General features: G+C 42.0%; 23 protein-coding genes. 22 read left to right on the top strand and 1 reads right to left on the bottom strand.

Translation table 11 applies throughout. The features are described from left to right. The first annotated feature begins 1 nt into the window (after position 1). The 8 genes from LCH52_15835 to LCH52_15800 all read left to right on the top strand — a co-directional run bounded on the left by LCH52_15835 (position 2) and on the right by LCH52_15800 (position 7,952). Complete coding sequence (locus LCH52_15835; GenBank protein MCA0389959.1) at positions 2-664, top strand: RloB family protein; 663 nt, start codon at positions 2-4, stop codon at positions 662-664. A gap of 118 nt (positions 665-782) precedes the next feature. Further along, positions 783-1,922, top strand: coding sequence for an acyl-CoA dehydrogenase (locus LCH52_15830; protein ID MCA0389958.1), 1,140 nt, complete (start codon positions 783-785; stop codon positions 1,920-1,922). Positions 1,923-1,952: 30 nt separating this feature from the next. Beyond that, positions 1,953-2,345: a membrane protein insertion efficiency factor YidD gene (gene yidD, locus LCH52_15825; GenBank protein ID MCA0389957.1), complete on the top strand. Its 393-nt coding sequence runs from the start codon at positions 1,953-1,955 to the stop codon at positions 2,343-2,345. Position 2,346: 1 nt separating this feature from the next. Continuing rightward, positions 2,347-3,171, top strand: coding sequence for a hypothetical protein (locus LCH52_15820; GenBank protein ID MCA0389956.1), 825 nt, complete (start codon positions 2,347-2,349; stop codon positions 3,169-3,171). A gap of 41 nt (positions 3,172-3,212) precedes the next feature. Continuing rightward, positions 3,213-4,007 carry a hypothetical protein gene (locus tag LCH52_15815; protein ID MCA0389955.1) on the top strand — a complete coding sequence of 265 codons (795 nt, stop codon included), beginning with the start codon at positions 3,213-3,215 and terminating at the stop codon, positions 4,005-4,007. Beyond that, positions 4,004-4,423, top strand: coding sequence for an ACT domain-containing protein (locus LCH52_15810; protein MCA0389954.1), 420 nt, complete (start codon positions 4,004-4,006; stop codon positions 4,421-4,423). The genes LCH52_15815 and LCH52_15810 overlap by 4 nt, the downstream gene beginning before the upstream one ends. Positions 4,424-4,524: 101 nt before the next feature. Next, a complete protein-coding gene (locus tag LCH52_15805) occupies positions 4,525-5,886 on the top strand; it encodes a PFL family protein (GenBank protein MCA0389953.1) in 1,362 nt (453 codons plus the stop codon). A gap of 116 nt (positions 5,887-6,002) precedes the next feature. Next, entirely contained in the window at positions 6,003-7,952 is a 1,950-nt protein-coding gene (locus tag LCH52_15800; GenBank protein MCA0389952.1) for an APC family permease, read from the top strand. 80 nt (positions 7,953-8,032) lie between these two features. Here LCH52_15800 and LCH52_15795 read toward each other — a convergent pair whose 3' ends face one another. Further along, a complete protein-coding gene (locus LCH52_15795) occupies positions 8,033-8,482 on the bottom strand; it encodes a hypothetical protein (GenBank protein MCA0389951.1) in 450 nt (149 codons plus the stop codon). Between the two features lie 195 nt (positions 8,483-8,677). On the opposite strand from LCH52_15795, the gene miaB reads away from it, so the two are divergent. The 14 genes from miaB (at position 8,678) to LCH52_15725 (ending at position 22,058) form a co-directional block, all read left to right on the top strand. Next, positions 8,678-10,018, top strand: a complete 1,341-nt coding sequence (gene miaB / locus LCH52_15790; protein MCA0389950.1) for a tRNA (N6-isopentenyl adenosine(37)-C2)-methylthiotransferase MiaB — start codon at positions 8,678-8,680, stop codon at positions 10,016-10,018. Positions 10,019-10,023: 5 nt separating this feature from the next. Next, a complete protein-coding gene (locus LCH52_15785; protein ID MCA0389949.1) occupies positions 10,024-10,437 on the top strand; it encodes a hypothetical protein in 414 nt (137 codons plus the stop codon). 37 nt (positions 10,438-10,474) lie between these two features. Continuing rightward, a complete protein-coding gene (locus LCH52_15780) occupies positions 10,475-11,254 on the top strand; it encodes an MBL fold metallo-hydrolase (GenBank protein MCA0389948.1) in 780 nt (259 codons plus the stop codon). Further along, a complete protein-coding gene (locus LCH52_15775) occupies positions 11,254-12,384 on the top strand; it encodes a sigma-54 dependent transcriptional regulator (protein MCA0389947.1) in 1,131 nt (376 codons plus the stop codon). The genes LCH52_15780 and LCH52_15775 overlap by 1 nt, the downstream gene beginning before the upstream one ends. Then, positions 12,377-12,898 carry an LPS assembly lipoprotein LptE gene (gene lptE / locus LCH52_15770; protein MCA0389946.1) on the top strand — a complete coding sequence of 174 codons (522 nt, stop codon included), beginning with the start codon at positions 12,377-12,379 and terminating at the stop codon, positions 12,896-12,898. Before LCH52_15775 ends, lptE begins: the two co-directional genes overlap by 8 nt. A gap of 7 nt (positions 12,899-12,905) precedes the next feature. Then, positions 12,906-13,700 carry a tetratricopeptide repeat protein gene (locus tag LCH52_15765; GenBank protein ID MCA0389945.1) on the top strand — a complete coding sequence of 265 codons (795 nt, stop codon included), beginning with the start codon at positions 12,906-12,908 and terminating at the stop codon, positions 13,698-13,700. Further along, positions 13,690-14,673, top strand: a complete 984-nt coding sequence (locus tag LCH52_15760; protein ID MCA0389944.1) for a glycosyltransferase family 9 protein — start codon at positions 13,690-13,692, stop codon at positions 14,671-14,673. Before LCH52_15765 ends, LCH52_15760 begins: the two co-directional genes overlap by 11 nt. Positions 14,674-14,684: 11 nt before the next feature. Further along, positions 14,685-15,479, top strand: a complete 795-nt coding sequence (locus LCH52_15755) for a DUF3108 domain-containing protein (GenBank protein ID MCA0389943.1) — start codon at positions 14,685-14,687, stop codon at positions 15,477-15,479. An 87-nt stretch (positions 15,480-15,566) separates the two neighbouring features. Next, positions 15,567-15,938, top strand: coding sequence for a DUF2007 domain-containing protein (locus LCH52_15750; protein ID MCA0389942.1), 372 nt, complete (start codon positions 15,567-15,569; stop codon positions 15,936-15,938). Positions 15,939-15,959: 21 nt separating this feature from the next. Further along, a complete protein-coding gene (locus LCH52_15745) occupies positions 15,960-16,778 on the top strand; it encodes a phosphatidate cytidylyltransferase (protein MCA0389941.1) in 819 nt (272 codons plus the stop codon). Between the two features lie 4 nt (positions 16,779-16,782). After that, positions 16,783-18,075 (top strand): 30S ribosomal protein S12 methylthiotransferase RimO, encoded by a 1,293-nt coding sequence (gene rimO / locus LCH52_15740; GenBank protein MCA0389940.1) that lies wholly within the window; start codon positions 16,783-16,785, stop codon positions 18,073-18,075. Position 18,076: 1 nt separating this feature from the next. After that, on the top strand, positions 18,077-19,351 hold the full coding sequence (locus tag LCH52_15735; protein MCA0389939.1) for a GWxTD domain-containing protein: 1,275 nt from the start codon (positions 18,077-18,079) through the stop codon (positions 19,349-19,351). A gap of 9 nt (positions 19,352-19,360) precedes the next feature. Then, positions 19,361-20,323 carry a PfkB family carbohydrate kinase gene (locus LCH52_15730; protein MCA0389938.1) on the top strand — a complete coding sequence of 321 codons (963 nt, stop codon included), beginning with the start codon at positions 19,361-19,363 and terminating at the stop codon, positions 20,321-20,323. Then, positions 20,310-22,058 (top strand): BamA/TamA family outer membrane protein, encoded by a 1,749-nt coding sequence (locus LCH52_15725; GenBank protein MCA0389937.1) that lies wholly within the window; start codon positions 20,310-20,312, stop codon positions 22,056-22,058. Before LCH52_15730 ends, LCH52_15725 begins: the two co-directional genes overlap by 14 nt. Positions 22,059-22,061 lie beyond the last annotated feature (3 nt).

Below are 22,061 nucleotides of genomic sequence, written 5' to 3'. Positions count from 1 at the left end.
TATGAATAAAAATACGGGAAAAACTGAAAAATCCGGAAGAAAACTAATCTATAATAGAAAAACTTTCTCAATTCAGGAAAAGAAAACAATCTATATTTATTGTGGCGGGAAAAACACTGAACCAAGTTACTTCAGAAAGTTCAGGCTTGCAAATGTTACCATTTCGTACGATGGTAAGGATCCGTTGACTCTAACAAGACAATTAATAAAACTTAAGAAAGATTTTGACTTTGATGAATATTGGATAGTTTTTGATAAGGATGAATTCAGTGATAATGATTTTAATTTGGCTTTTCAACTTGCCCTGAGAAACAAAATAAATGTTGCGTATTCAAATCAGGCATTTGAATACTGGTTGCTATTACATTTTCTTGACCACAATGGCTCAAAACTTGACCGGACTGATTATGGACCGAAGATTACTAAGTTTCTTTCCCGGATGGGAGTTGAATACGATTATAAAGGAACTAAATTGATTTCTGAAAGCTTCTTTGAAATCTTGGATTCAATTGATCCGGGCACAGGAGAGATCAGAGTAAGTCAAGCTATTGAAAGAGCAAAAAAGATAATTGATAAATTCGATCATAACAACCCTGCTCAAAAAGAATCATCAACGACTGTTTTTTTGCTGGTGGAGGAATTGTTAAAATACAGAGAGAGATGAGGTCGATTCTATTTGTCTTCTTGGAAGAAGTAGAATGGAAGCAACTCACCATATCTAACCTTTTTTTACTATTTTTGCAGACGGATATTTTTTGGAGATCAAACAAAAAGGATTTTACATGAATTTTGAATTGACTGAAGAACAGTTAATGATTCAGCAGACTGCAAGAGAGTTTGCACAGGAAAAAATTGCTCCGAGTGCTGTTGAAAGGGATATTAACGCAGAATTCCCTCATGACATTATTAAGGAGCTTGGTGAACTTGGTTTCATGGGGATGATGGTGTCACCTGAATACGGTGGTGCCGGACTTGATACCGTGAGCTATGTTCTTGCAATGGCTGAAGTGTCGAAGGTGGATGCGAGTGTCGGTGTAGTTATGTCAGTGAACAATTCTCTGGTATGCTGGGGATTGGAGCAATACGGTTCCGATTTTATAAAGGAGAAATACCTGAAACCGCTCGCAACGGGAGAAAAGCTCGGAGCCTTCGCACTCTCTGAACCCGAAGCGGGAAGTGACGCAACTAATCAGCATACCGAGGCGGTGAGAGACGGCGATCACTGGGTGATTAACGGTATTAAAAACTGGATCACCAACGGAAAAACTGCCGATTACTACCTCGTGATGGCTCAAACCAACAGGGAATTGCGGCATAAAGGAATCACGACTTTCCTCGTCGAAAAAGGAACTCCCGGATTTGAACAGGCGAAAAAAGAGGACAAACTTGGAATTCGCTCTTCAGATACCTGTTCCCTAACATTTACCAACTGCCGTGTCCCTCACGAAAACATCGTCTGGGAAGAGGGGAAAGGTTTCAATTTTGCAATGAAAACCCTCAATGGCGGAAGAATTGGTATCGCAGCTCAGGCTCTCGGTATAGCCGAGGCATCGCTCGAAGCATCAATCAAATATTCGAAACAGAGAAAAGCCTTCGGTACCGAAATTAAAAATCATCAGGCAATTCAATTCAAAATTGCTGACATGGCGGTACAGGTTGAAGCAGCAAAACTTCTCATTCTTGAAGCTGCAGCCCTGAAGGATGCCGGAAAAGACTACACAAAACAGGCTGCAATGGCGAAACTTTACGCCTCTAAAGCCGCTGTTGACTGCTCTCTCGAAGCCATTCAGATTCACGGCGGTTACGGCTATGTTCGCGAATACCTCGTTGAAAGATACCTCAGAGATGCCAAGATCACCGAAATCTATGAAGGCACTTCCGAAATTCAGCGGGTGGTTATTGCGAGAGAACTGCTTAAATAGGTATTAGGTATTAGGTATGAGTTATGATTTATGAACCGGCTGATAGTTTTTGTTTGGCTGTTTTGTGGAGTTATTTACGGGCAGTCATGGGAGGCGGTCAGGGTTGATTATGCCGAAGAGATACCTGTAAAGAAGAAATATTATGAAATAAAAGGCGATGTTCCTGAAGTTGTGTTTAGAGTTTTGGTAAATGGATATCGCCTTTTTATTTCGGAACCTGATGGCGAGAATTGTCCCTTTTCCCCGAGTTGTTCAAGGTTTTTTGTCGAGGCACTCGGAGAAACAAATATAGTTGAGGCTGTGTTGTTGACATCCGACAGGTTGATCAGGGACACAAGTTTCGACAATAAATACAAGCATTACCACATTGACAAATATGGTTACCTGATTGACCCCCCATCCCGTTACATAAAACGGAAATAAATTGAATAAATTAGCGATTCTGCTCTTTTTGCTGATATTTCCCGTTTGTGCACAAAATTCGCTTCACACTCCTGAAAACATTTATAAATTCAGCAAACATCTTTTTGACCTTGGCTTTTATGACAAGGCGGAGATTGAATTTAACCGGCTTTCAACCACTCCTTCTTTTAATGACACCTCAAAATTTTACATCGATTTATCCCGGATTAAGCGGGGTGAATACGATTCACATTTTTTGTCGCCGTTCAGGGCGCATTTAACATACGCCATCGATAAAGAGAAATTTGAGGCTGGCAGAGCCGGGACAACTGTAAAACTGCCTGAGATCGTAAATGACAGCTCCCTTTCGATAAACTATTTGAAGTTGAAGATTCTCACTGATATTCAGCGGGGGATTTTTGATGAGGAGGACAGGAACAACATTTACCTGTTTGGGGAGGACGGGTCAAATTTCCTCTTGAGCAACCTTGAACGAAGGATTGACCCAAAAACGAAATCACCCTTGTTTACCGGAATTTTGTCAGCAATTGTCCCGGGTTTGGGTCGGGTTTATACCGGAGAATACGGAGATGCCGCCGCGAGTCTTCTTCTGACCGGTATTTTTGGATATCTGACATACTCAAATTTCAAAGACGGATATATGCAGCGGGGATTTATTTTCGGTTTGATTACCGCCTTTTTCCAGGGCGGCAATATCTACGGGTCAATAGTGTCGGCTTCTTTATATAATCAGAATGAGAAGGAAATGAGGGAAAAGGAGTTTTTTGACTTCTACTACGGTAAAAAACCGTTGAAACCGGCGGAAAAGATTCTGGAGAGAGAGTGATTTTAAGGTCATTGTTTCTTCAATTCTTGTTATTTTTGACATTGTCAAAAGTAACAAATGGGCAGGCAAACGATTTTGCAAGCCAACTTGGTTATGCCGATTCGCTGCTAAAGGTTGAAAAATATCTTGAAGCATACATCGAAGCCGAGAGATTAAAATTGTTTGACACTTCCGGACGGTTTGGATTCGAATCAAACATGATATCCGGGTATGCTTTGAGAGCAACGGGCAGATACTCCGAAGCTAAAGTCGCCTTTGAGATGGCGGCTGTTGCCGGGAAGAACAGGGATGAGTCAATTTCAGCGGAGCAGGAAATACTCAGGTTGCTGATTCTGGAAAGAAAATTCAAAAAATTTGATGACAGAATAGCCGTTCTTGAAAAGGTTTTCCCGGATAAAAAAAGCGCGTTCCTGCACTGGAAAGGGTGGCGGTTTGCTTTTGAGGGTAACTGGCAGGAGGCGAAGCACCACTTCGAACTGTCGGATTCATCAGGTTTTTTGACAGCTTTGTGTGATTCAGCGGAGGAGAGGAGTCTTTCTCTAACGAAGGGATTGCTTCTCTCGGTTCTGATTCCGGGAGCAGGTCAGGCGTATGCCGGTGAATATATAAATGCTGCCCTTTCATTGGGGTGGGTGGCATTTGGGGTATATCTTGTGGTTGATGCCCTTAAGGCAGAGCGATTTTTCGATGCACTTATTGAAGCCAATTTTGTGCTGTTTCGTTTTTACAGAGGCAACATTTCGAACACAATTGATTATATAAACCGCCGAAACCTTGAAATAAAAAATGAGAATTTACGATTTTTACAATTTAATTACAGAGGACTAAAACCTTGAAGATTTCAGAACAGTTGATTTGGGAAATAACCAACAAGGCAATAGATGTATTGGGCGCAAATGCGAGTCCCGATATGGTAAGAGATTATGTTGAAAAAGAAATTGCTTCTATGAATGTAGCGCCCGGCTCTCAGGAAAAATTTGAGGGAAGGGTAATAGTTACTTCTTTTGGAGTGAACAAACCCGGAATTGTTGCCAAAATTACCGGCTCTCTCGCATCCATGGAAATAGATCTCCAGGATATTTCACAGAAGATCATGCAAAATTTCTATACTCTTATCATGATCATTGACATCACCAGTTCGCCGAAAAACCTGAAGGAAATTCAGGAGGAGCTTGCCAAAGTTGCAGCCGAACTTAATGTGAAAATCTATGCCCAGCACGAGGATATTTTTCAGTATATGTTCAGGATTTAGGTATTAGGTATTAGGTATGAACTATTAGTTGAGGGCTGAAATTTGAAGGCTGAGGGGATGCAGGAAAAAATTTTGAAGAGTTATAAACGAATGGAATTAGAATGAATTTTGAATTTTCTGAGATATTAGAAACCATCATGATGAGTGAGGTCGAACATTTCGACATCAGGACTGTCACTATGGGTATCAATTTGAGGGACTGCAGCGACAGGAACATCAATGTGGTTACACAAAAGATTTATGAAAAGATTACCCGTCTGGCAGGGAATCATGTGAGGAATGCCGAATCGGTCGAAGCTGCCTATGGGTTGAGGATTGCAAACAAGAGGGTGGCGGTTACTCCCGTTTCTTTTATTGGTGACAGTTTTTCATCTGAAGAGTATGTGAAGATAGCAGAAGCTATGGACAGGGCTGCTATGGAGATAGGGATCGATTACATCGGCGGATATTCTGCTTTGGTTCAGAAAGGGATGACTCCGGGTGAGAAAAATTTCATTCTATCCATTCCACAGGCACTTGCGACCACAAAAAAAGTATGCTCGAGCGTTAATATCGGGTCAACAAAAGCCGGAATCAATATCGACGCCGTAAAACTGATGGCACAGGTGATTAAAGAGACGGCTTACATAACGAGAGAAAAATTCTCGATTGGCTGTGCAAAGCTTGTGGTTTTCTGCAATGCGGTTGAAGACAATCCTTTCATTGCGGGTGCATTCCATGGAATAACCGAAGGAGATGCAACACTAAATGTCGGAGTAAGTGGTCCCGGAGTGGTTCTTGAGGCACTAAAGGGACACAAAGGGGCTTCAATTCAGGATATCGCAGAAGTTATCAAGAAAACAGCCTTCAAAATTACGCGTGCCGGTGAACTGGTCGGGAGAAAAGTTGCTGAAAAAGATGGTGTGGAATTTGGTATTGTCGATATTTCCCTTGCACCAACTCCTGCAGAAGGTGACAGTATTGCAGATATTCTGAAAGAGATCGGTTTGGAAGATGTCGGTGCCCCCGGAACCACCGCAGCACTCGCCATGCTGAATGACAGTGTGAAAAAGGGGGGACTTATGGCAAGTTCTTCCGTTGGCGGATTGAGCGGAGCTTTTATTCCTGTGAGTGAAGACCAGGGGATGATTTCTGCTGCCGAAAAGGGACATCTGACTATCGAAAAACTTGAAGCGATGACAGCAGTTTGTTCAGTTGGACTCGACATGGTCGCTATTCCCGGTGATACACCTGTGAACACCATTGCAGGAATCATAGCAGATGAGGCAGCCATCGGTTTGATAAATGAAAAAACGACTGCCTGCCGGCTTATACCGGCTTATGGCAAAAGTGTCGGTGAGTCGGTTGATTACGGTGGATTGCTGGGTAAAGCCCCGATAATGCCCGTGAAGGTTTTAAGCGCCGATGTTTTCTTCGGGAGAGGTGGAAGGATACCCGCTCCTGTTAGAAGTTTGACAAACTGATGTGAGACGGCTTTTTAATCGAGACCCGTTTTTACGATAAATTGTGCAAATCAGTGATACTTCGGGAGAGTTTCAATTTGCAGCCTGTTATATTCGTAAATATAGTCATTTGAGATATGAAACAAATAAAAAATCTCCTGTTGGGAAAGCCTCAGGATCTCAACAATCCTGATATTTTCCATAAAATATCGTTGGCAGCATTTCTTGCATGGGTAGGGTTGGGAGCGGACGGATTAAGTTCATCTGCCTATGGACCCGATGAAGCTTTCAGAGCTTTGGGGGGCCATACAAGCATTGCGATATTTCTAGCTGTTGCAACAGCAGTTACAGTAATAATAATATCGTATTCCTATACCAAAATTATTGAACATTTCCCTCACGGTGGAGGTGGTTATGTAGTCGCCACCAAACTGTTAGGAAGTTCGTTCGGTGTAATATCGGGAAGTGCCCTGATAGTGGATTATATTCTCACCATTACGGTTTCAATAGCCTCAGGGACATCCCAGGTTTTCAGTTTCCTTCCGTTAGAATGGCATTACAATATCGTTTATGTAAACTCAGTGGTAATTGTAATTCTGATATTGATGAATTTAAGAGGAGTAAAAGAATCAATTTCCATACTCGTCCCCATCTTTCTCCTATTTGTTGTCACCCACATTGTGGTAATCTTCGGATCTTTCTTTATTCACATTGACAACATCGCTTCCACAGCCGGTGATGTGGTGAAAGACTTCAATGAAAGTTCAACCACCCTCGGTATCGGAGGAATGTTTCTGTTGTTCGCAAATGCATATTCCAGGGGTGCAGGTACATATACCGGAATTGAAGCTGTTTCGAACGGTATCCAGATTATGCGTGAGCCCAAAGTAAAAACAGCCAAAAGAACGATGTTTTATATGGCAGGTTCGCTCGCATTTACTGCGTCAGCCATACTTATTATTTATCTTCTCGCAGGCGTTAAAACGGTTGAGGGGAAAACACTCAATGCCGTAATGATCGAATCGATGGGAATTGGCACTTGGTTTGTGATACTCACCCTCGTTGCGGAGGCACTTCTTCTTTTTGTGGCTGCACAGACGGGATTTATTGATGGTCCGAGAGTAATGGCTAACATGGCGATAGATTCGTGGTTGCCTCACAGATTCAGCTCACTTTCCGACCGTCTGACCATGCAGGATGGCATCATTCTGATCGGGACTGCAGCTCTGCTTATTCTCTGGTACACTGACGGAAGTGTTGATGCATTGGTTACAATGTACTCTATAAATGTATTTGTAACTTTTTCTTTGACGCAACTTGGAATGACCCTGTTTTGGATCAAGAAGAAGGGTTCGCTTCCTCACTGGAAGAAAAATCTCACAATTCACATCGTTGCATTCATACTCTGTTTCTCGATTCTTACAATTGTTGTTGTGGAGAAATTCCTCGATGGCGCGTGGTTAACTGTGATCATTACCATGGGACTCGTACTGTTCTGTGCATTAATAAAGCGACATTACTTCAAAGTCATGAAAAAGGTAAGGGGTCTCTCGGAGATACTGTTGGATATTCCAGTTGCAGACGATAAATCGAAAGAAACCGCTTCAAAAACCATCGATAAAAATGAACCTGTTGCGGTGCTCCTGGTTTCAGGTTATGGCGGATTGGGAATACACTCGATACTGCAATTGTTAAAAAAATTCCCGAAATTTTACAAACAGATTCTATTTGTATCAGTCGGTGTTATCGATTCGGGTGTTTTTAAGGGGAGTGACGAAATGGAGAACATCAGGAAATACACACAGGCTAATGTTGACAAATACATCAAATTTGCGAATGAGCTTGGACTGGTAGCCGAATCACGAATTTCTGTCGGTACCGATGTCGCGGATGAAGGTTCAAAGCTTTGTCTAAAGGTTGCCGAAGATTTCCCTCTTGCCTCATTCTTCAGCGGCAAACTTGTATTCGAGAAAGAGAAATTCTATCAAAGACTGCTCCACAACGAAACTGGTGCTTCGATTCAAAAACGACTCACTCTCCAAGGAATACCTATGACGGTACTTCCGATCAGGGTGTGGGAGAAATAGAAAATATTTGAGGTTGCCGGTTGGGGGCAACCTCTTTTTATTTTAATCTCTTTTTAGCCTGAAAAACTGCTGCGGCATTATTAAAGTTTGAATATGCTGATAAGCACTAATGTATCGTCATCGGCATAAGTGAGAAGGAGAATTCCGAGGTTCTGGTAAGTGTATTCAGTAACCATTTCTGTTTTATTTATGTGATCGGGCTTCCCCAGAATTTCAAGTGCTTTTTTGACATCCGATCCATTTTCAATCGTTTTCCCGTTAAATTCCAGAACGGAACCCGGATTTTCGGTAGTAACATCCGAGACAAGGTCTTTGTCATCAAACTCGACTGTCAGGTTGTTGTCAAAGAATATCCAGATTTTGTCGTTTGCACCCGGTGTAAATGGTGCTTTAATTGCCTTATAGACCTCGTCCATGGTCATTCCCACCGACACTCCGTCAAGTTTTACACTATTTTTAGCCACATCCTGTGAGAACAGGGCTACGGAAAAGAGAATAAAAAAGAAAGCAATAAATACATTGGTTTTCATGGCAGAATCCATATAATTGTTGGATAAAACTGTGTATTTAACCGTGCAATTTATTAAATGTTCCTTAGAAACAATGAGTACAGGGGGCACTTATAACCGGTAAATGGTAAGATAAATTTTGATTATATTTATTGTTTAAATAATTCATTTTCCGGAGTCATGCCGGAATCATAAGTTAGACCATAAAAAGATTTGATGAAGAAAAAACAAGTATATATTGAGACATACGGATGTCAGATGAACACCGCCGACACAGAACTGGTGATGGGCATTCTGAACAACAATGGCTACGACCTTGCAGATGATGTACTATCAGCAGATGTGGTTTTTTTGAACACATGCAGCATTCGCGAAAATGCGGAACAAAGAATTTACGGGCGTCTGGGCAACCTGAAGACATTGAAAGATAAAAAACCCGACATGGTTGTCGGAATTCTCGGATGCATGGCAGAGAGACTCAGGAAGAATCTTATCGAGGAGAAAAAACTTGTCGATATGGTGGTTGGTCCCGATGAATACAGAAGACTGCCCGAATTTCTCGATGTTGTTTACAGTGGCGGAAAAGGAATTGGAGTAAAACTTTCGCGCACCGAAACTTATGACGACATTATGCCCTACAGGGAAGAGGGTTTGCAGGCTTGGATATCAGTAATGCGGGGATGCGACAAATTTTGTACCTTCTGTGTAGTTCCTTACACCCGCGGAAGGGAAAGAAGCAGGAGTCTTGAGTCGATTGTGAAGGAAGTGGAACAACTTTCGATGAAGGGATTCAGGGAAGTGTCGCTTCTCGGGCAGAATGTAAATTCATATGATGATAACGGCAGCGATTTTGCCGATCTTCTGGCGGCTGTTGCCGGCGTTGATTCGGGGATGAGGGTAAGGTTTACGACATCGCATCCGCAGGATCTTTCCGATAAACTGCTTGAGACCATTGCCGGGTATGACAATCTGTGCAACTATATTCATCTTCCTGTTCAGTCCGGTTCGAACAGAATACTTGAATTAATGAACCGGACATACACTGTGGAGCACTACTTAAATTTGATAGAAAAAGCCCGAAAAATCATTCCCGGGGTAAGTTTTTCGACCGATATAATTACCGGTTTTCCGACTGAAACACTCGAGGATCACCTGATGACACTTGAGCTGATGGACAAAGTAAAGTATGACGGAGCCTACATGTTCAAGTATTCTCCAAGAGAGGGTACCAAGGCATACAGGATGGGTGATGATGTGCCTGAGGAAGTGAAAACAAGAAGATTGCAACAGATAATAGAACTGCAGCAGAGACACTCTCTTGAACTCAACAATCTGATGATTGGGAAGTCTGAAAGAGTGCTGGTGGAAGGTTTCTCAAAAAAGAGCGACAAGTTTTTTGCGGGAAGAACCGACACCAATAAAGTTGCGATTTTCCCTGTTGATGAAAATATCTCGACTGGTGATTATGTTGATATAAAAATCGACAGAGTCACATCTGCCACCCTTTTTGGAGAAGTGGTAACGGTATTTGAAAAATATCAGGCATCGGCAGTTTAGTGAGTATGAAAAAAAAGATTCTTTTTCTCTTTTTTGTTATGACAGTTGCTTCAAACCTTTTTGGTCAGAATGTAACCCCGAAGGAAGTGTTCGACCTCTACAAAAAGGAGAATTTTGAAGAGTTGAAGAAGATTTCCACCGCTTTGGCAGGAAAGCCCGAAACCCCTGTGGATCTTTACATAAAGGCTCTTCTTGCTGGTGACGGAGAAAAATCGATCACACTTCTCGAAACACTTTTAGCAAGATATCCAAGATCGGAATTTGCAGTTGCTGCCTATGCGGGGTTATACCTTTATTACATAGCCACAGAAAATTTCCGAAAAGCAAATAATTGTGTCTTTGCCGTCGAAAATGAGTTTCCGGGTTCCGATTTTGATTACTTTTTGGATGACAGCAGCCCCGATGAGACCGGGGAATAGATAAACCAGTTTTGTTCACAAACCTGACAGAAACAATATGTCTGATACCATAAAATTAGTTTTCACAGGATCGGGGTCAGGCAAATCATCACTAAATCGCTTCCACTCTTCATTTCTTATCCGGTCAGATTCCTACAATCTCCTCGTGGATGCCGGGGATGGCATCAGCAGGGCATTGTTACGGCTTGGTATCGGGTTTAATGAGATAGACGGGATACTAATCACTCATTTCCATCCCGACCATTTCTCGGGGATACTATCGTTGCTTCAGCAGATGAAACTCGGTAAGAAGCAGCTTCCTGTAGACATTTTTGTATCGAAGAGCAATATTAACTTTTTAAAAGAGATGCTGGCAAAAAGTTTTTTATTTGAAGACAGACTCTCGTTCGCTCTTAATTTCCAGAAAATTGAGACGGGTAAAAAAGTTGATTTCAGAGGAAAGTTTACTGTTACGGCACTTGAGAATTCGCATCTTGAGAAATACAGGGAACACGGGCTAAAAGATTCGGAACTTAAAAGTTACAGTCTCTTAATCTCTGCCGCAAATGGTGAGATTTTTTACACAGGGGATGTAGGTTCATCCACGGATCTCGAGTTGTTTGAGCCGGACATCAATTCCATTCTGATTACAGAAACCACTCATGTCGATATGGAGACAGTAATCGAATTAATAAAGAATAACGAACTAAAAAAAGTGATTTTGACACACATTGATACAGACGATCCATCGCCTTTGATTTCAAAAATAACAGCGATCCATCCGGATGGTTTAAATAAAATTACAATTGCTCATGACGGATTGATAATTTCGGTTTGATGATGGATGAAATTCAGAAAAAACTTGGTATAATTGGCAGATCTAAAGAGATCAGGGATCTGGTTGACATTATTTTACAAGTGGCACCCAGTGATATCACCGTATTGATTTATGGTGAAAGTGGTGTTGGTAAAGAAGTCTTTGCCAGGGCGATCCACCAGTTGAGCAGGAGATCAGCCAGGGAGATGCTGTCGCTCAACTGCGGAGCAATACCCGAAAGCCTCCTCGAGAGTGAAATGTTTGGTCATAACAGAGGTTCATTTACAGGAGCCGTGGAGAGCAGAAAAGGATATTTTGAGCTTGCTGACAATGGAACTCTTTTTCTCGACGAAATTGGTGAAATGCCATTTCCGACTCAGGTAAAATTTTTACGGGTGCTCGAAACCAAGGAATTTATGAGAATCGGTGCCGAAAAGACGACAAAAGTGGATGTGAGGATAATTGCTGCCACCAACAGAAATCTTCAGGAGCTTGTGGATGAGAAACGGTTCAGGGAGGATCTCTTCTTCCGCCTGAAAGCGGTTACGCTTGAAATACCGCCACTCAGGAAAAGGAAACAGGATATTGATGAGCTTGCTCATAATTTTGCCCGTCTCTATTGTGAGAGCAACAACCGGCCACAGATCGAATTTTCTTCCGATGCCCTTGATATGCTCTATGAATATCCCTGGCCCGGTAATGTGAGAGAATTAAAGAACGGTGTTGAGACCGCGATTGCTCTTACAAAAAAGGATATTCTGACTGCTGATTCTTTCAGGAACCTCCTCAGGGTAGAGGGAAGGGAGCCTGCCAAAAACCTTCCGGTCAGATTGAATAAATCGACTGATGAGGTTGAAAGAGATTTTATTTACAGGGCACTCTTTGAATTGAAAAAAGATATTCTGGAATTGAAAGACATGGTTTCAAACCTGGCTGTAAGAAGTAAATTTGGTTCAGAAGTTCAACTTGCAGGAAACACTACTGATGAAACTGATGACCTGAATGTCGATAAAATGGAGAAAGAATTGATCATTAAGGCTCTCCACAAAGCCGGGGGAAACAAAAGGATGGCTGCGATGTATCTGAATATCTCTGAAAGGACTCTGTATCGGAAACTGGAACGATTTGGACTGGAGGGTGACAATGACTAAGCTGAAACTGTTCAGGCTCATATTCATCATGGCATCGTTAATTGCAATGAGCATCGCAGGTTGCAGTTGCCCCTACTCATTTACAGGTGCCTCAATTCCGCCTCATCTAAAGTCGCTCGCCATTCCGTATGCACAGGATCAAAGCGGGTCGGGAGAGCCTCAACTTGTACAGAGCTTCACAACCAGACTTACGCAAAAATTTATTGACGACAACAGTTTTGTAATTACAGACAAAACCAAAGCGGATGCTGTGCTTGAGTGTGCAGTTCTGGGAATTTCAGATACGCCTGCTGCCATCACAACCGGTGAGCAGGTACAATCACGAAGATTAAATCTGACTATTCAGGTCGCTTACAAGGACCTGAAGCTTAAAAAAACGATTTACGAGAGACAATTCTCGAACTATGCTGATTATGCAGCAGCTACGGGACAATCGGGCAGAAACCAGGCAATCGATGCAGCTATCGAGAAACTAACCGAGGATATTTTGCTCGAAACGGTTTCGGGGTGGTAAACCTGGCATGAGAAAAGAATCGACTGGTGAGTTGTACACAAGAGAGATTGAAAATCTCGCCATTGAATCGGGATTGCACGAACTCTTTCTTCGCCGCGCATCCGTATTACTGGCAGATGGAAAACCGGAAGAAGCGATACTTGAGGTGAAGGAAGGACTGGCTAATTTCCCCGGGAATCCTGCCGCATACTATTTCCTGATAAAGCTCTTTTTGGAGATCAAAAAGCCTAAACAGGCGGAAATAACGCTTAATTCCGCAGTGAAATTTTTCTCGAGCAGTGAGCTCACTGCATACTACCGGGAACTGATCGGTGAAACGGAGAGGGAGCTGGAAAAATCTCAGAAGGACGAAGAAGCGAAACTTTCTCATTATTCAATCTCTGAAGAACCCGAGGAAGAAATCCGGTCTGTCGATGATGAGACATTTGAAGAAGGAGATGATGAGGAATCTCTCGGGTTGTCAGACGATGAACCGGTGGAAAAACCTGCATCGGAAGACCTTTTTCCTGATGATGAAGATACCATCGCTATAGATTACCATCAACCGGAAAATTTCGTTGAAGAAACACTTTCCGATGAAGTTGAAGCACCCCTTCAAAAAATTGAATATACATACGACAATACCCCCGAAGAGATAATCACGGCAGGTATGGCTATTATTTATGCCAGACAGGGGAACAGTGAGAAAGCGATTGAGATTTTTACACGCTTAATCGATAAAGAACCTGATAAAAGAGAGAGTTATGAAAAAATAATTGCACTCCTCAGGAACAAGATTTCCCGGAATGACGGTGAAGGATAAAATCCTCATAATCAGGACTGACAGGATTGGTGATGTGGTTCTTACACTCCCGGTCGCTGAAGTGCTGAAAAAGGAAAGAGGGGCGGAGGTATGGTTCATGGGGAGAGATTATACACAGGTTCTTGTGGATGCTTCGCCATTTGTGGACGGATTCCTAAGTTGGGATGATTGCAAAAACAAAGGAATCATTCAATGTGCAGAGGAGCTCCGTAAACACAGTTTTAGCGAAGTATATGTAATCTCACCGAATTTCAGGGTCTCACTGATCTGTTTCCTCTCCGGTATAAAAAAGCGGATTGGTACAGGTTATCGCTGGTATTCCTTTCTTTTTTCGCAAAAGATATTTGAGCACAGAAAAACTGCCGAAAAACACGAACTGGAATACAATCTTTCTATGATTGGCTGGCAGGGCAGATACAGCTTTCCAGCAGATTTTTTTGCCGGAATAAAGGGGAACAAAAACAGCCGTACCGACAACTCGAAAATAATAACCATTATTCATCCCGGGAGTGGTGGAAGTGCCGCTGATCTCCCGGAGTCACATTTTCAATATATTACGGAAAAACTGTGTGAAGACGGCAGATTTCAGGTCTTTTTAACCGGCTCAAAGGATGAAATTGAAAAATGTATGAAAGTGAAGGGGGAAAGCGATGCAACACTTCTGGCAGGGGAATTGTCACTTTCAGAGCTGACTGCTTTCATTAAAGAGGGTGATTTATTCATTTCAAATTCCACAGGACCTTTACATATTGCAGCCGCATCCGGTTGTTTTATTGTCGGATTTTATCCAAAAGTGATTCAATGTTCGGCAAAAAGATGGGGACCTTACACCGATAGAAAACTGATATATGAGCCTGAAATGGGGTGTAGCGGGTGTGATTTGAAACAATGTGCCCGTTTGGAGTGTATGAAGAGTATAAACAGCGAAAAAATAACAGCTGACATAATGAATAACATTCAAGAAATTAAATAATGGAACTCAAGATGAAAAGATTTCTTACCGGTATCGTGCTTGCGGGTGCGATCCTAATGCTCGGTGGCTTTTATTCCGGAAATGATGTTTATGACAATTTTCCCAAAGTAACAAACAAGGCTTTTAAAGCCGGCGAAAAACTCACTTTTAATGTAAACTACGGTTTCGTAACTGCCGGTATTGCCACAATGCAAATACCAAAAATTAAGAAAGTTGCCGGAAGAGACACCTACAATGTATTGTTTGAAGTTAACTCCGTGCCATCTTTTGATGCGGTGTTCAAAGTTCGCGACAGATACGAATCGTATCTTGATGTGGAAGGGCTTTTCCCCTGGAGATTTGAACAGCACATAAAAGAGGGGAGCTTTACAAAAGACTATTCAGCTTTCTTCGATCACAGAGCCGGAAAGGCAAAAACTTCTGATGGAGATTACTCTTTCCCGAAGTACACACACGACATAATTTCAGCTTTTTATTATTGCCGTACCATCGATTTCTCAAAATCGAAAAAAGGTGACATTGTGAAGCTAAAAAACTTTTATGAAGGCAAAGTAAATCAGCTTGATGTAGTCTACCGAGGTAAGGAAAGAGTGAAAGTTGCTGCCGGTACATTTGATTGCATCATACTCGAACCTCTCGTTAAAAAAGGCGGTTTGTTTAAAAATGAAGGCAGCATCTATGTCTGGCTGACAGATGATGAAGTGAAGATGCCGGTAAAGGTGAAAACAAAAGTCGTGATCGGTTCAATTGATGCAGAACTGACAAAGTATGAGGGTCTTGCCGGAAAGCTTACCTCGAAGAGGTAAGTTTATAAGCATCAGAGTGAATAATTTCACTGAAAAGTGTTATAATCAGTTCTGATTTAACTGTTTTTTCAATAATAAGGATGTAGTATGTTCGAGTGTCCTGAGTGCGGATCGATTTTTGACAGTGGTGTACCTGTTTGTCCCGAGTGCGGGGCTACGGTCGATAATCCATCTGACGGCTCAATCAGTTTCTATACAGATGAATACATCTTTATTTACAGTTGTTACGACCTCTACGAAGCTGAAATGATAAAGGCTAATCTTGACAGTGCCGGGATCGAAACCTGGATAGTGAACAAAAAAGACAGCAGTTATCCCGGTTTGGGCAACATGTCCTCAATCATGCTCTATGTGAAAGTGGAAGACAGCGAATCTGCATTCGAATTTCTTAAGGCTTACGATGAGCAGAAAAAGGAATCGCCGGAAGCTGACAATGAAGATGAAAATTTGTTTAATTAAATCAGGGAAAAATTCCATACGATGAAATTTTCGAATCTTGCATCCCGCTCATTAGTAGCTTTTTCTCTTGGTCCTTTGGTGCTTGCCGCAGCATATTTCGGCGATCTTTGGTTTGTTGGTCTGGTTGCTCTTATAGCAGTGGTCTCATACTGGGAATTTAGCGAGATGGCTCTAAAAAAGGAAGCGATTTCCTCCAAAGGTTGGGGAATTGCTGCACTTCTTTTCTTTATTCTCAATGTCAAATATTACTGGCTTTCGGAAATTGAATCGATATATGTAGTAATTCTTGTAATAATGTTTCGTGAATTGTTTAAAAACAAGGGATCGGCGATTGTAAATCTTGGAGCAAGCGTAACCGGTATCTTTTATATCGGTGTATGTGCCAGCAGTTTGATCATGATAAGAGAATTTCCGTCATTTCCTGCCGGTAAGGCGGGGATATTCGTAGTCTCATATATTGTATCGATCTGGTTGAGCGACACTTCAGCATATTTTGGCGGCTTGACATTCGGAAAGCACAGATTGATGGAAAGAGTCAGTCCAAAGAAGAGCTGGGAAGGGTTTTATTTTGGACTCGCCGGGGCGATTGCAAGTTTTTTTCTGTTCAGATATCTGTTCCTTGACTTCCTGTCAGTCTACGACGCGTTGGCACTCGGTCTGATTGTGGGAATTGTTGGACCTCTCGGCGATCTCGTCGAATCACTCATTAAGAGGGATGCGGGAACAAAAGACTCCTCGAACATACTTGCCGGACATGGCGGTTTCTTCGACCGGTTCGATTCGGTAATCGCATCAGCCCCCGTAATTTATATTTATGTAAAACAATTTATCAGTTTCTAAAAATATGGCAAAAAAAGTAGGTGTAATTACCTTAGGTTGTTCAAAAAACACTGTGGATTCAGAAAGATTGATGAACCAGCTTCTCCTGAACGGTTATGAATTAACCGAAAATGCAGAAGAAGCCGATACCGTGATTTTAAACACCTGCGGATTTATTGAAGCAGCAAAGCAGGAATCGATAGAAGAGATTCTAAAAGCCGTGAAACTGAAAAACGAAGGTGTAATAGAGAATGTAATAGTTGCGGGCTGTCTTTCCGAGCGTTACATGGAAGATCTTAAAACCGAGATTCCCGAAGTTGACCATTTCTATGGTACCGAGAAATATGAAGAGATTATCGAGGACATGGGGGGACACCTCAAGTATGAACTTCTCGGTGAAAGACATCTCTCTGAGCAGCACCACTTCGCCTATTTGAAAATATCCGAGGGGTGTGATCATCCCTGCTCCTTTTGCTCAATTCCTCTAATGAGGGGCTTGCACAAATCAAAGCCGATGGAAGATTTGATTTCAGAAACCCGCTTTCTTGCAAAGAACGGGGTAAAAGAATTGATAATAATCGGGCAGGATACCACCGATTATGGTAAAGATCTTTATGGGAAGAGAAATATTGCCGAACTCCTTCAAAAGCTCAGTGAAGTGGAGGGAATAGAGTGGATAAGGCTGATGTATGCCTATCCTTCACATTTTCCTGATGAGCTGATTGATGAACTGGCGAACAACCCAAAACTGGTAAAATATCTCGACATCCCGCTTCAGCACATCAGCGATCCCGTTCTAAAATCAATGAGGAGGGGGATAACCCGCAGGGCTACAGTTGAACTTCTTGACAAACTTAGAGCCAGAGTGCCCGGTATTACCATTCGAACGACTATGATCGCGGGATATCCTGCAGAGACAGAAGAGCATTTCGAAGAACTTTTGAAATTTATAAAAGAATTTAAGTTTGACAGACTTGGGGTATTTACTTTTTCCGTGGAGGATAACACAACAAGTTTTATTTTAGGGGATCCTGTTCCTGAAAAAGAAAAAAAGAGACGAAAGAAAAGAATTATGGAAATCCAGAAAAGGATTTCACGAAAAAAGAATGAGGCGTTGACCGGAACTCTTCAGAGGGTAATAATCGACTCGACTGAAGGTGATTTCTATATCGGCAGGAGCACAATGGATGCCCCTGAAGTTGATGGTGAAGTGATCATCGATAAAGAGGAGCATCTTCTCGCACCCGGTGATATGGTCGAGGTGAGAATTTACGATTCTGCCGAATACGATTTATTTGGAAAAATTGAAAGAAACTGATATGAAAAAAGTTGCCTTGTTGACCATGCTTCTGTTTCAGGCGGCACTCATGGCTCAACCCGAAACAGGAAAACCGAACGATTACAGCAGAGAACCTGTATTCTTTTTTGATATTTACAATTTCTATTCGGGTGACACCACGCAGACAAGGGTCGATTTCTTTTTGCAGGTGCCTTTCGACCGGCTAAGTTTTATCAAATCGGGAGAAAAATTCAGAGCTGAATACTCAATTTCCATTACAATTAATGACGAAAACAAGTTGACATTAATCACGGAGAAATCGTGGACGGAAAAAATTGAGTTAATCGATTTCCAGAAGACCAATTCAAAAACGGACTACAATCTTTCTGCCAGATCATTCAAACTGCCTCCTGGGAAATACTATTTCACCATTCTGGTGGAAGACCTTGATTCGAGAAAAGAATACAGGGCTGAAGTTGAGTTTCCCGTCAGAACATTTACGCAGGAACTTGCGATAAGCGACATAATGCTCATCTCAGGCAAAACCACCAGTGCATCGGGGACAACGAAGATTATTCCCAATCTATCAAGAAATGTTGCCACTCAAAAAGACGGGATTCCCGTATTTTATGAAGTATATTCAGCTACTGAAAGACAGGTTGAAGTAACCTACGCCATCCTCGATTTGAAAGGAAATCCGATTTATAACGAGAAAAAAGTTGAATCCTTTAAGGCAGGAAACAATCAACTTTTTTATACTTTCAATTTTAAAGATGCCGGCATGGGTGAATATAAAATGGTGATCAGTGCGCCATTTGTTGATGATAAAACTATCATTGGCAGTACAAAAACATTCTTTTCGAAGTGGTCGGGTATGCCATCCACTCTGAAAGACCTGGAAAAGGCTGCTGATCAGATGATATATATTGCAGGGCCCTCCGAGATCAATTATATCCAGGACGGGAAGGATTTTACAGAAAAACTTGCAAGGTTCATGGAATTCTGGGAGAAGAAGGACCCTACACAGGGCACACCCGAGAACGAAGTTTTCAACGAATATTACAGAAGAATTGAATTTGCAAACAAAAACTTTAAACAGATGCTTGAAGGATGGAGAAGCGATATGGGGATGGTTTACATAACCCTCGGTACTCCTAACAACATCGAAAGGCATCCGTTTGAATACGACAGTAAGCCGTACGAAATTTGGGATTACTACGATATCAACAGACGGTTTATTTTTGTGGATCAAACCGGTTTTGGAGATTACAGACTTGTGACTCCGTTTTTTGGCGAGTACAGATACAGATATTAGGAGAATAAATTGGTTCTGACCGTAACACTTAATCCAATTATTGAACACAGGTTATACTATGGCGAGACAGTTGAAAGCGGCACAAACCGAAATGGTCGCCTTGGTTATTATGCCGGCGGCAAAGGGATTAATGTCAGTCGACAATTAAATAAACTCGGGATAAAAAACCTTGCATTAACCTTTCTTGGAGGCGATCACGGCAGGCGTCTTCGCTCCGCGCTTACGGCTGAGGAGATAGCATTTACGGCTGTGAATACCGCGTCAGAGACCAGATACGGAAGTGTAATTATTGACGAAGGAAAGAGATCGGTTACCCACTTTTTTGGTGAAAACTCCATTGTCTCCGATTCTGAAGTTGAAGGTTTTAAGTCCAGACTTGAGAAAATGATTCAAAATTGTGAATATGTTGTTTTCTCCGGCAGCAGTCCTTCTCCACATTGCGATGACATTTTTGCATATGGACTGGAAATCGCCGGTAAATATGACAAGACTTCCATCCTTGACACCTACGGAAAATCACTTCACCTTGCAATTGAGAAAAATCCAACTGTTTTACACCTTAACAGGAAAGAGGCGTCGGAATATACAGGTGAGACACTCGAGACAGAACAGGAAATTCTTGATGCCTTGAAGATATTTGCAGCTAAGGGAGTGAAAATATCCATTATCACTGACGGATCAAATCCTCTCTATGTTAATTCGTTCGGTTTCAACTATAAAGTTACACCTCCGGCAGTAGACAAACTTGACGAGACCGGGTCGGGAGATGCCTTTGTTGCGGGATTCGTTTACGGACTGTCGCATGATGAAATTTTGACTGACATCATTAAATACGCCACTGCTTCGGGTGCAGCGAATGCCTCAATGATAAGTGTATGCGAAGTGGAGCCGGACATCATCAAATCCAAATTTAATGAAATCATTGTTGAACCTGTTGGCAAAAAAATGAATCTGATGAATGAGATGGTTTAAGCTTGTTCTGATTGTTGTTCATATACCTCTTTTCGGACAGAATATTACCTCCATTGAATACCGGCCTGCCCCCCCAATCAGTGAAAAAGAAATTACCGCCGCCGTTGGAATTTCATTTCCTGTAAAAGCTCTCGTTTTTGAATCTGACACAGTTCTGGCGAGAATTTCCCGTAAACTGAATGCCATCGGATATCTTTCGCACACCATTGACGCCAGGATTGAACCTGTTGACTCACTCTCATCACGGCTTGTAGTTATGATCGACGCCGGACAACGAGCCACAATAAAAAAGATAAATTTTTTAAATTCCGGCACTGACTCTTTGGTGGAGGGTGTGAGGAGTCTCGAATTTATTGAGGGAAATTTCTACGACGAGCAGGAACTCGAGCTGGTTTTTGCGGAAATTCTACAAAACCTCGAGAAAAAAGGGTATCCTTTTGCTCAAATCAAAGTGAACTCTGTAACAATTTATAAATCAGAGGACTCCACTTCCCTTTATTCAGATGTCAATTTGACGATTTCAACGAATAAAAAAGCGATTATCGACAAGATTGAGATTTCGGGTAACAGTTCGACTTCTCCTGCCGTAATCCTACGCGAGTTGAACATCAGGGCAGGGGACATATACCTGCCTGAAAACAATAAAATTATTGCGGCAAAGCTTAACCGTTTAAGATTTTTCGAACCTGTGACTCAACCTGAATTTTATTTCAACGAGCGACAGGAAGGGGTACTTCGGATTACCATAAAGGAAGCAAACACCAACAACTTTGACGGTGTTATCGGTTATCTGCCCCCGGGACAAAACGAGGAATCGGGGTATCTGACAGGTCTTGTAAACATCAATATGAGAAATCTTTTCGGTACAGGGAGAAACTTCAGTTTCAAATGGCAACAGTTGAACAGGAATTCCCAGGAGCTCGATCTCCGCTATCTGGAACCGTGGTTTCTTGGCTTACCCCTGAATATCTCACCGAGACTTTATCAGAGGCAGCAGGATACTCTTTATGTGGACAGAATACTGGAGTTGACGGCGGACTATTATACCGGCAGTAACTTCTCGATATCATTTTCTTTTGCAACCCAGTCGATAATCCCCACACTCTTCGCAACCCCTGTTTTCACGGTTTATAATTCGTCTATACTGACCGGTGGTGCGGGTATAAAATATGATACACGGGATGATCCGATTTCTCCGGTGAACGGTATAAACTTCTTTTCCTGGTTTTCACTTTCAAACAAAAAGATTCAGGGACCAAAGGAATTCATTACTCCCGGGCAGGTACTGCAGGTGAATTTGAGAAAGATAGTGTTTGATTTTGACGCATATTTTGAATTGTTCAATCGAAATATTGCCGCGATTGGTGTAAGCGTGAGAGAAGTTCAGGGTGATCTGATTGAGGAGAGCGATCTTTTCCGGCTTGGCGGGAATTCGTCACTCAGAGGTTACCGTGAAGAGCAGTTTCGGGGAAACAGAATTGCCTGGTCAAATCTTGAATACAGATTCCTCACCTCGAGCAGATCATATCTTTTTGTTTTTTTTGATGCGGGATATTATCTGCTGAAAGGTGATGCGGAGAAGAAAATAGAAGAATCAAGTTCATTTAAGACAGGCTATGGATTTGGTTTGAGTTTTGAAACCGGCATTGGATTGCTAAGCGTCAGTTATGCTTTGGCTGCTGGTGAAGGTTTTAGTGACGGTAAACTTCATTTCGGTATAATTAATCAATTTTGAGAT

The sequence above is a fragment of the Bacteroidota bacterium genome, from assembly GCA_020161395.1.
Taxonomy (GTDB): domain Bacteria; phylum Bacteroidota; class Ignavibacteria; order Ignavibacteriales; family Ignavibacteriaceae; genus UTCHB3.
This window is presented reverse-complemented; position numbering and strand designations above follow the sequence as displayed.

Bases quoted from the DNA above. Each gene is read 5' to 3' on its own strand.
- LCH52_15835 (MCA0389959.1), top strand. From the start codon at position 2: ATGAATAAAAATACGGGAAAAACTGAAAAATCCGGAAGAAAACTAATC.
- LCH52_15830 (MCA0389958.1), top strand. From the start codon at position 783: ATGAATTTTGAATTGACTGAAGAACAGTTAATGATTCAGCAGACTGCA.
- yidD (MCA0389957.1), top strand. From the start codon at position 1,953: ATGAACCGGCTGATAGTTTTTGTTTGGCTGTTTTGTGGAGTTATTTAC.
- LCH52_15805 (MCA0389953.1), top strand. From the start codon at position 4,525: ATGAATTTTGAATTTTCTGAGATATTAGAAACCATCATGATGAGTGAG.
- LCH52_15800 (MCA0389952.1), top strand. From the start codon at position 6,003: ATGAAACAAATAAAAAATCTCCTGTTGGGAAAGCCTCAGGATCTCAAC.
- LCH52_15795 (MCA0389951.1), bottom strand. From the start codon at position 8,482: ATGAAAACCAATGTATTTATTGCTTTCTTTTTTATTCTCTTTTCCGTA.
- miaB (MCA0389950.1), top strand. From the start codon at position 8,678: ATGAAGAAAAAACAAGTATATATTGAGACATACGGATGTCAGATGAAC.
- LCH52_15785 (MCA0389949.1), top strand. From the start codon at position 10,024: ATGAAAAAAAAGATTCTTTTTCTCTTTTTTGTTATGACAGTTGCTTCA.
- LCH52_15780 (MCA0389948.1), top strand. From the start codon at position 10,475: ATGTCTGATACCATAAAATTAGTTTTCACAGGATCGGGGTCAGGCAAA.
- LCH52_15775 (MCA0389947.1), top strand. From the start codon at position 11,254: ATGATGGATGAAATTCAGAAAAAACTTGGTATAATTGGCAGATCTAAA.
- lptE (MCA0389946.1), top strand. From the start codon at position 12,377: ATGACTAAGCTGAAACTGTTCAGGCTCATATTCATCATGGCATCGTTA.
- LCH52_15765 (MCA0389945.1), top strand. From the start codon at position 12,906: ATGAGAAAAGAATCGACTGGTGAGTTGTACACAAGAGAGATTGAAAAT.
- LCH52_15755 (MCA0389943.1), top strand. From the start codon at position 14,685: ATGAAAAGATTTCTTACCGGTATCGTGCTTGCGGGTGCGATCCTAATG.
- LCH52_15750 (MCA0389942.1), top strand. From the start codon at position 15,567: ATGTTCGAGTGTCCTGAGTGCGGATCGATTTTTGACAGTGGTGTACCT.
- LCH52_15745 (MCA0389941.1), top strand. From the start codon at position 15,960: ATGAAATTTTCGAATCTTGCATCCCGCTCATTAGTAGCTTTTTCTCTT.
- rimO (MCA0389940.1), top strand. From the start codon at position 16,783: ATGGCAAAAAAAGTAGGTGTAATTACCTTAGGTTGTTCAAAAAACACT.
- LCH52_15735 (MCA0389939.1), top strand. From the start codon at position 18,077: ATGAAAAAAGTTGCCTTGTTGACCATGCTTCTGTTTCAGGCGGCACTC.
- LCH52_15725 (MCA0389937.1), top strand. From the start codon at position 20,310: ATGAGATGGTTTAAGCTTGTTCTGATTGTTGTTCATATACCTCTTTTC.